General features: G+C 24.7%; 6 protein-coding genes and 1 tRNA gene. All 7 read left to right on the top strand.

The window, feature by feature from the left end:
• Positions 1–233 precede the first annotated feature (233 nt).
• The 7 genes from XO12_RS10710 to XO12_RS10680 all read left to right on the top strand — a co-directional run bounded on the left by XO12_RS10710 (position 234) and on the right by XO12_RS10680 (position 8334).
• A tRNA-Arg gene (locus XO12_RS10710) sits at positions 234–308 on the top strand.
• Positions 309–421: 113 nt separating this feature from the next.
• Positions 422–1246 carry a ribosome biogenesis GTPase YlqF gene (ylqF, locus tag XO12_RS10705; protein WP_047265539.1) on the top strand — a complete coding sequence of 275 codons (825 nt, stop codon included), beginning with the start codon at positions 422–424 and terminating at the stop codon, positions 1244–1246.
• A gap of 307 nt (positions 1247–1553) precedes the next feature.
• Positions 1554–2480 carry a hypothetical protein gene (locus XO12_RS10700; protein WP_175420303.1) on the top strand — a complete coding sequence of 309 codons (927 nt, stop codon included), beginning with the start codon at positions 1554–1556 and terminating at the stop codon, positions 2478–2480.
• Entirely contained in the window at positions 2473–2745 is a 273-nt protein-coding gene (locus tag XO12_RS10695; RefSeq protein ID WP_047265537.1) for an EscU/YscU/HrcU family type III secretion system export apparatus switch protein, read from the top strand. Before XO12_RS10700 ends, XO12_RS10695 begins: the two co-directional genes overlap by 8 nt.
• On the top strand, positions 2736–4505 hold the full coding sequence (locus tag XO12_RS10690; protein ID WP_175420302.1) for a tetratricopeptide repeat protein: 1770 nt from the start codon (positions 2736–2738) through the stop codon (positions 4503–4505). The genes XO12_RS10695 and XO12_RS10690 overlap by 10 nt, the downstream gene beginning before the upstream one ends.
• Before the next feature lie 42 nt (positions 4506–4547).
• Positions 4548–5624, top strand: coding sequence for a membrane lipoprotein lipid attachment site-containing protein (locus XO12_RS10685; protein ID WP_175420301.1), 1077 nt, complete (start codon positions 4548–4550; stop codon positions 5622–5624).
• 106 nt (positions 5625–5730) lie between these two features.
• Complete coding sequence (locus XO12_RS10680; RefSeq protein ID WP_175420300.1) at positions 5731–8334, top strand: fibronectin type III domain-containing protein; 2604 nt, start codon at positions 5731–5733, stop codon at positions 8332–8334.
• Positions 8335–8483 lie beyond the last annotated feature (149 nt).

The raw sequence follows: 8483 nt of genomic DNA, 5'->3' as shown, positions 1-8483 counted from the left end.
GATGGTAGAAACAAATTGATAAATTCAATAATCATATCTTTGTCTTGAAATATTTCTTTGAATAGTTGATCATATAGTCCCATATTTTTCACCTTCTGATATTTTATTTCTTTTTTATTATATCATATATTTGCTTTTATGCTTCTTCTTTTTAATTTTATCTTTATATTTTCTTTATTGATTTTACTCATTTTTTTTGTTAAAATACTTATAGTCCTAAAAAAATCAATCTCGCCCTCATAGTTCAACGGATAGAACGGCGGATTCCTAATCCGCAAATGGAGGTTCGATTCCTCCTGGGGGCACCAGTATTAATCCGGGAAGTTCCCGGATTTTTTGTTATTTCTCTTTTTTATAAACTAAAATAGAAGTAAGATTTTTTATAAAAACAAATCAAACACAGAGATAAGAAGGTGAAAAAATGTGGTATCCTGGCCATATAAAAAAAGCAAAAGGAAAAATTAAAACATATTTAAAAACTGTTCAGGGAATACTGGAATTAGTTGATGCAAGAGCTCCTTATGCAAGTAGAGCTTATGAATATGATGACCTGTTTAAAAATAAAGAAAGAATTATTCTTTTTAACAAAATTGACATTGCTGATGAAAGCAAGCTAAAATTCTGGGAAAAATATTATAGAGATAAAGGATATAAAGTTTTAAAAACAGCTTTAAAAAAAGTAAGTGTAAGAAGTTTTTTAACAAAAATAGTTTATAAATCGTTTCCAAAAAAGTTTAGCGAATTGAGGGTAATGGTTGCTGGTATACCAAATGTTGGAAAATCAACCTTAATTAATAGTATAAAAGGGAAAAAAGCTTTAAGGGTGGGCAATACCCCAGGAATTACAAGAGGCCTTCAATGGATAAGTGTTAACAATCAATTTATGTTACTCGATACACCAGGTATTTTATATAGTGAAATATACAATAAAAAAATATTATATAAACTTATACTAATAGGTTCAATTAAACCAGAAGAAGATGAAAAAGAATTTGCAATAGAATATGGTTTCAACTTTTTTAAAGAAAAATATCCAGATATAATTAAAAAAGCTTTAAAATCAGATAGTATTCCTGAAGATCATATAAAATTTCTTGAATTATTCGCTAAAAGAAGAAATTTTATTGCTACTGGTAATACTTATGATATTGAAAGAGCTATGAGTACTTTTTTAAAAGAATTATCAGATGGAAAATATGGAAAAGTTGTATACGATTATCCTGAAGATTATGATATTTTAAAGTGAGGGATTTTTTATTCTAAATGGCATTAAATTTTTTAATTTTGGGATTATAAAAGAATTAACAAAAACAAAAAATATAAAAACATTAATTGCCTTAATAGAGGCAATAGATGATGATATTATTCAATTAAAAATAGATAAAAATAAAAGAATAATTATTGAAAATCCAAAATTACCAGAAAATATAAAAGCTGGAGACTATATTAATGTTATCGATGAAAAAAGCAAAAATACTAATATCACACAGGCAAAAGAACTTTTATTTATTATAGAAAATCAAAATATCAAAGAATCTGAAAAAGAATATTCTTTGATATTTCCTTTATTAAATGAAAATATAGAATTAAAATTAATTGGCAACATGAAAAGTCCACAAATAAAAAATTTTATAACTTGGTTAGGAAAATTTATTAAAAACATTTTTCCAAAGAATTATAATCTCTCAAAAAATTATAATATCACTCCAGACAATAAAAAAAACATTAATAGTGCTAATAATTTTATTAAAACCTTTATAAAAGAAATCGCAAAAAGTATCATAGAAAATAAAAGTTTAAAGATCCCCAATCCTAACGACAGCGCAAAAATCATAAATAAAATGATTGAAAATACAATTTTAATAAACAAAGAAAAAGAACCAACGGATATACTTAAAAACATTACAAATCAAAATAATGATCAAATTGTAAAAAATAAAAAAAATGAGAATTTTATAAAATTTGAAAAAAAGGACGTAAATTTCTTAAATATAAACGAAAACAATAAAAAAAATGAAAAAAGTAATAAGATTCCACATAAATCAAAAACAGATGAAAAAACATATTATATAAAAACACAAAAAAATGAAATATTTCATAAAGCATTGAATGCATATAAAAACTTCTCACAATTTGAATCTATTCAAGAGCCGAACTTCGTATTTTTTCAATTATTTGGAATGCCTATTTTTTTTAATATTAGCGATGAAATAGATTATGAAAAACAACAGCAAAAAAAGATAAAAAGAATAGCTTTTTCTTTTATTTCTAATAAATTTGGTTTGATAAATAGCATTATATATAAGAAAGACAATTCCATAACAATTAATTTTAATATAGAAAGGAATATTGATGATTTTAAAAATAATATAAATCATTTAATTAATGAAATAGAAAAAGATGGAATTAAAATTAATGCTTTACAAATCAACACTTTAGAAAATACAGAAAAATTAAATAAGAAGGGATTATATGGATAAGAAAGTAGTAGCTATAAAATATGAAGAATTTAAAGATGAGGTCCCAACTGTAATTGCCAAAGGTATAGGAAAAATCGCTGATAAAATCATTGAAATTGCCAAAGAAAATAATATACCTATCTTGAAAAATACAAAAACTGTAAATGAATTGTATAGCCTTGATATACCTTCAGACATTCCTGAAGAAATGTATTTTATTGTTGCTAAAATAATTGCATATGTTATGGAACTCAATGAAAAAAGGGAGGAAAAATCATGGGATTAAAATACGCTATTGTCTATTTAGATTTAAAACCTGAATATGCAAAATTATATAATTTACCTGTAAAAATGCCAATATTAGTAGATGATATGAAAAACATTGCAGATAAAAACAAATTACCCCTTGACGTTATTTTAAGAGGATTAGAAGCACAATATAAAATTTCAAAAGATGAATATTATAAAAGTTATCTCGTATATTTTTATTATGAGGCATTTAAAGATGCTTTAAACAAAAATGATTTTGAAAATGCAAACTTATATTTAAATAAAGCAAAAAAAATTGCTGGAGAAGATTATAGATTTAATTTCTATAGATCGCTTTTGCTAAAAAAAAGCGGACAAGATGAGTTAGCAGAATTGGAATTAAAAGAATCTATAGTAAAAAATCCAAATTTTTATCTCGGTCATTTTGAATTGGGAAATTTAATGTTTGAAAGAAAAATTTATGAAGAAGCTCTTGAAGCTTATAAAAATACTTTAGAATTAAATCCAGAATTCATTATTCCTCGTTTAAAAATTGCTGATATATATATTGAGAATGGATTGTTTTCTGAAGCAATAGAGGAACTTAATACTATATTAAAAAAAGATCCTGAATTTTCCGCTGCTTATGTAAGATTAGGAATATTATTTAATCAACTACAAAGATTTGAAGATGCTATGAAAATACAGGAAAAAGGCTTGAAAAAAGACCCCGAAAATTATGAATTGCTATATAACCTAGCTTATACATATGCAAAACTCGGAAGACATATAGAAGCAACCAAAAAATTAGAAAAGGCTGCAGATATTTATGAAGAAGATTTTATACTTCATGAATTATCTATATCTTATAGAAATATTGGTGAATATATAAAGGCGTATGAAACAGCGAAAAAAGCTTTAGAAATCGCTAAAGAAGAGAATAAAAATCTAATTCTATTATTATTGGTAAAATTATCTGCTATTATTGGAGATATTGAAAGTACCAAAAAATATTATGAAATGTTAAAAAATACAGAATTTGAAATATCTGCAAAAACATTTTATATGTTTTCACTTTTATCCAATGATGAAATAGACATTGCAAAAAAGATATCTATTGAATTAAATAATTATGGAATGTATGGAAATATGCCTTTAATAATAGATAATATTGATTCTTATCTTGATTATTTAGAAAATATTGCTGATAAAAATTATGTGGAATCTTTGATAAATTCTTTTGATGAATATGGTGAAATTGATAAATTAGGATTATACAGAAATTTAAAGAAAAATAATATAGAGATAATGAATCTTATAAAAGAGGATCCAAATGAGGATATTGATGGTATTGAATTATTATTAAATGCCTATTTATTAAGTGGTATAGATTATGGACTTTCCGAAAGAATATCAACACTTTTAACAAAATATATATGGAAAGATGGAAAAGGAATATTGATTTCACGCTTTTTATTAAGATTTTATCAGGATAGAGCATTTGGTAATTTCAGCATTTTAGATGTTTTTGTTAATGACATAATAGAAGAAATGAAAGATTTGCACTTTGAACTAGCTCGGTTCATTTCTGATTATGAATTAAACCTCATAGACTTTGATACTTTAGCAGAGTATTATTTAAACTCATATGAAGATATTATAAAAATAATTTTATCTTATATGCATATAAAACCTTCTATAGCTGAAATTGAAAATGTACATTTTGAAGATATAAAGGTTAAAACATTGCTTTTATGGGCTGCAAAACTTGATGGATTAATAACATTTTTAAAATAAAATTAATATGTTGAATAATAGTCTATGTGGGGAGGATATATTATGAAAAAATTTCTAATAGCAATTATTTTTCTTTTATTTCTTGCAGGATGTACATTAAAAGAAGATAAAAAACCGGTTATTCAATTATTAGAACCAACATCAGATTTCATAGACAGTAGTTTCAATCTGAAATTCAGGATTTCAGATGATATTTATCTGAAAAATTGGGAAATTTCCATTGATAACCAGGTAATAAGCGCTCTAAAATTTGATAGAATTGGTGAAAATGAAATAGAAGTAAGCTCTTTAAACCCATATGAAATTGATAATATTCCAGATGGTAAAACTCTTAATATTATAATAACTGCAGAAGATAATATTGGTAATAAAACTTCGCTTAAAAAAACTCTAAAGGTTGGAAGATTACCAGAAATAAAATTAATACCATCTGAAAATGTATACGATACTGTTGAAGGGACGTTCAATATTGTAGCATATATAAAAGATATTGATGTTGAAAATTACGCTGATATTGCTGATTATTCTTTAAGTATATCAAATAATGATAATTTATTGTATTTTAAAAAATCTAATCAGTCTATAATTGATGGATTACATGATAAAGATTCTACTATAACAACAGATGACTTTAACGCTCGAGACTACATAATTGGCGACACTTTAGATTTATACATATCAGTAACAGATAGAGCATCAAACACTGCTACCTATGAAAAAAGCATAAAAATTGGAGGATTACCCCCAGAAATAATGCTTATTGAACCAAACAAATATTCTACAGCTTCAACGAATTTAACTGTAATTGCTAAAATTACAGATGATGTTGAAATTAAGGATATTAAACTTTTTGTTGATAACGAAGACAAAACTGTTGAAAGTGATTTTTATATAGATTCAATTGATTCAACTAAATTAACTATAGATGAATTTAAAAATCATTCATATATAAAAAAGGCTTATATAAAAAATGATAGGATAGTATTGCCATCTACAGGTGCAACTATTGTGATTCAAGCGGAAGATAGAACAGGAAATATTGTTTCAAGAGGTTTTAAAATAATATTGTCAGATTCAAATTCAACAACTAAATCATTTAAAATAGTGAATGCGTGGTGATACCATTAAAAAGATTATTAATATCACTCTTTTCCTTTTTATAATTTCCATATCATTTTCTAATGCGAACTTGATACCTATTTATCCGGAAAACAATCAAAAAAATGTGTCACCAACCAGCCTTATACTAAAATGGCAAATAAATAACAAAACAAATGATAAAAAATTAATATATGATATATATTTAGGGGAGACAAAAACTCCCCGCTTATATGTTTCTAACCTCCCAACAAATATATATCTTGTAAAAATTTTAAAACCAGCTACTATATATTATTGGAAAATTGTGGCAAAAGATGGAAATAATACATATGAAAGTCCTATCTGGTCATTTAAAACGCGCAATTTCAATAATGGTGAACAAATCTGGATATCGCTAATAGAAAAAAGCGAAAAGCTTTTATATTTTAATAATACACTTTTTAATTTATACACAAATGTTATCGAAGCTTATAATGATGATAAAAAATTGATCTATACAATTAATGATGAATATCTTGACATATCGATAGATAATAAATATATATATTTATTATCAAAGAATAAGATAAAATTGTATAGTATAAAAGAAGGTTTATATGAAAAATCCATAGAAATTTCTCAAAACTATGAAAAAATAAAAACTATAAATAATTATATTCTTCTTTATTCAAAAAATCTGCTTGATATTTATAAAAATTTTGAAAAGGTAATCAATTTGAATTTTGACGAAAAAATCAAAAATATATATCCTTTTAAAAATGCAATAGTCATAAATACAACAAACAAAATTTTAATAATAAACTATTCTGGAAAAATTTTAAAAGATTTTAAATTATCTGCTGATATTCTTGATTTAAACGAATACAACATGTTATTAAGAATAAGTAATATTTTATACCTGTTTTCCTATAATAATCAAAGGATAAAGATTTCTGAAAATTTTAGAAACGCCTTCCTCCATAATGGGAAAATTTATATAATAAAAAATACTGAGGTTATTATTCAGGATATTAAAATTTTAGATAAAAAAACCGTGTTGAATATAGATAATCCCAACCATATATTATTGACAAAAAACGGATTAATAGTTTTTGGAAACGATATATTATATTCCACTGACTTAAATGGAAATATAATATGGAAAAAGTTTTTTAAAAATATGAAAATTATGGATATTGTAGTAACAAACCATAATTCCTTTGTTTTTACAATAATTGATGAAACTGGAAATAAAATAGTAGAAATTTTTGATAGCGATATTCAACAAATGGAAAAAAAAGATAATAAATTTATATCTTTTAAGATTATAAAAGATAATTTTAATATTGATAATAATATACCAACTACATTACCGACCCCTGTAATAATAAATCCACAATTTAATGAAAAAATACGGGATTTTACCGTTTCTTTAAAATGGACATTACCAGAATATGAAAGTACAACAGTTACATTTGAAATTCAGTTAAAAGAAATAAGCAGTGGTTTGTTAAAAAACAAAAAGATAAGCAATATAAAACATAATGAATTAGTTATATCCTTAGAGCCGAATACTAAATATATATGGAGAGTTACTGCAAAAGATAAAAAACAAATAAAAACTTCTGATTGGTCCTCATTTTCAACCGACTCACTTAATTTCGTGATAAAACGAATAAAATTACCTGAAAATCAGATGATTTCAAGATTTAAGTTAAAAGATAATATAATATATTTTACAGGTTATACTATAAATTCAAATAAAGTTTTAGAGTTATTATATGGTACTATCATGACAAATTTTTCAAATTTGCGTGCCTGGAATTTTGGAAACAGCCATGATAAATATGCTACAGCTATAGATTTAACAAATGATAATAATATTATAATTGGTGGATTCTCATCTGAAAAGGATTTGAGGGGTGACATGCTATTATATTCTATTTCGCCAGAGGGAAACATAAACTGGGATGTAGTAACTGGTAGCTCAAAAAGAGATTCCATTAACGATTTGTATTTTGATAATGGATATATATATACACTTGGAACCGTTGGAACTGATAATATGGTTACAAATATACAATTTTCAAAATTTAACAAAAAAGGATTTAGAATTTGGACAAGGGACTTTGGAGGAGATGAATTTGAATTCGGAGGTAAATTAAAAAGAATAGATAAATATTCATTTCTTTTACTATCAAGTACCAACTCCTTTGGTGATGGCGGATATGACTATTATATAATAAAAACAAATGAATTAGGAAAAAAAATATGGGATTTGACAAGTGGAACACCTAAAAACGATATGGCTTCTGATCTAATTTTGGTATCTAAAAACGAATATATTATTATTGGAACATCTTTTCAGGATACTTTACAACCATTTATAACCAAAATTGATGGAAATGGATTCAAAATTTATGAAAAGAAAATACCTTTTACAAATGATGTCAATTTAATAACTTCAAAAATAAACGGTAGTTATTTTTATTCAATTGGATGGTATAGAGAAAAAAACACCTTAAAAAGAAAGGGTATAATATTAAAATTTGACCTATCTGGTAATTTAAAATGGGCCAAAACTTTTCAGATAAATTCTCAGGACACAATATTTACAGATTTAACAATAAAAGATGATAAAATTTTTATTTCAGGAGTTTCTGAATATCCACAACCTAACAAAAGAGATATCTTTTTAATACAAACCACTGAAAATTATATAATTAATAATTTTAAAAGTGCAAAATAAAACATATATAATATTATGTCAAGAGCGAATTCAATTTAGAGAGAGGCAGCCCAGAAAACAAAGTAAAAAATAAACCAGAGGAAAGAAAAGGGGACAAAAAAGTAGAAAATAAAGATGAAAAATGAAATAAAGACAAAAACAATCAATGA

It is taken from the genome of Marinitoga sp. 1154, from assembly GCF_013363285.1.
In the GTDB taxonomy this organism is placed as follows: domain Bacteria; phylum Thermotogota; class Thermotogae; order Petrotogales; family Petrotogaceae; genus Marinitoga.
This window is presented reverse-complemented; position numbering and strand designations above follow the sequence as displayed.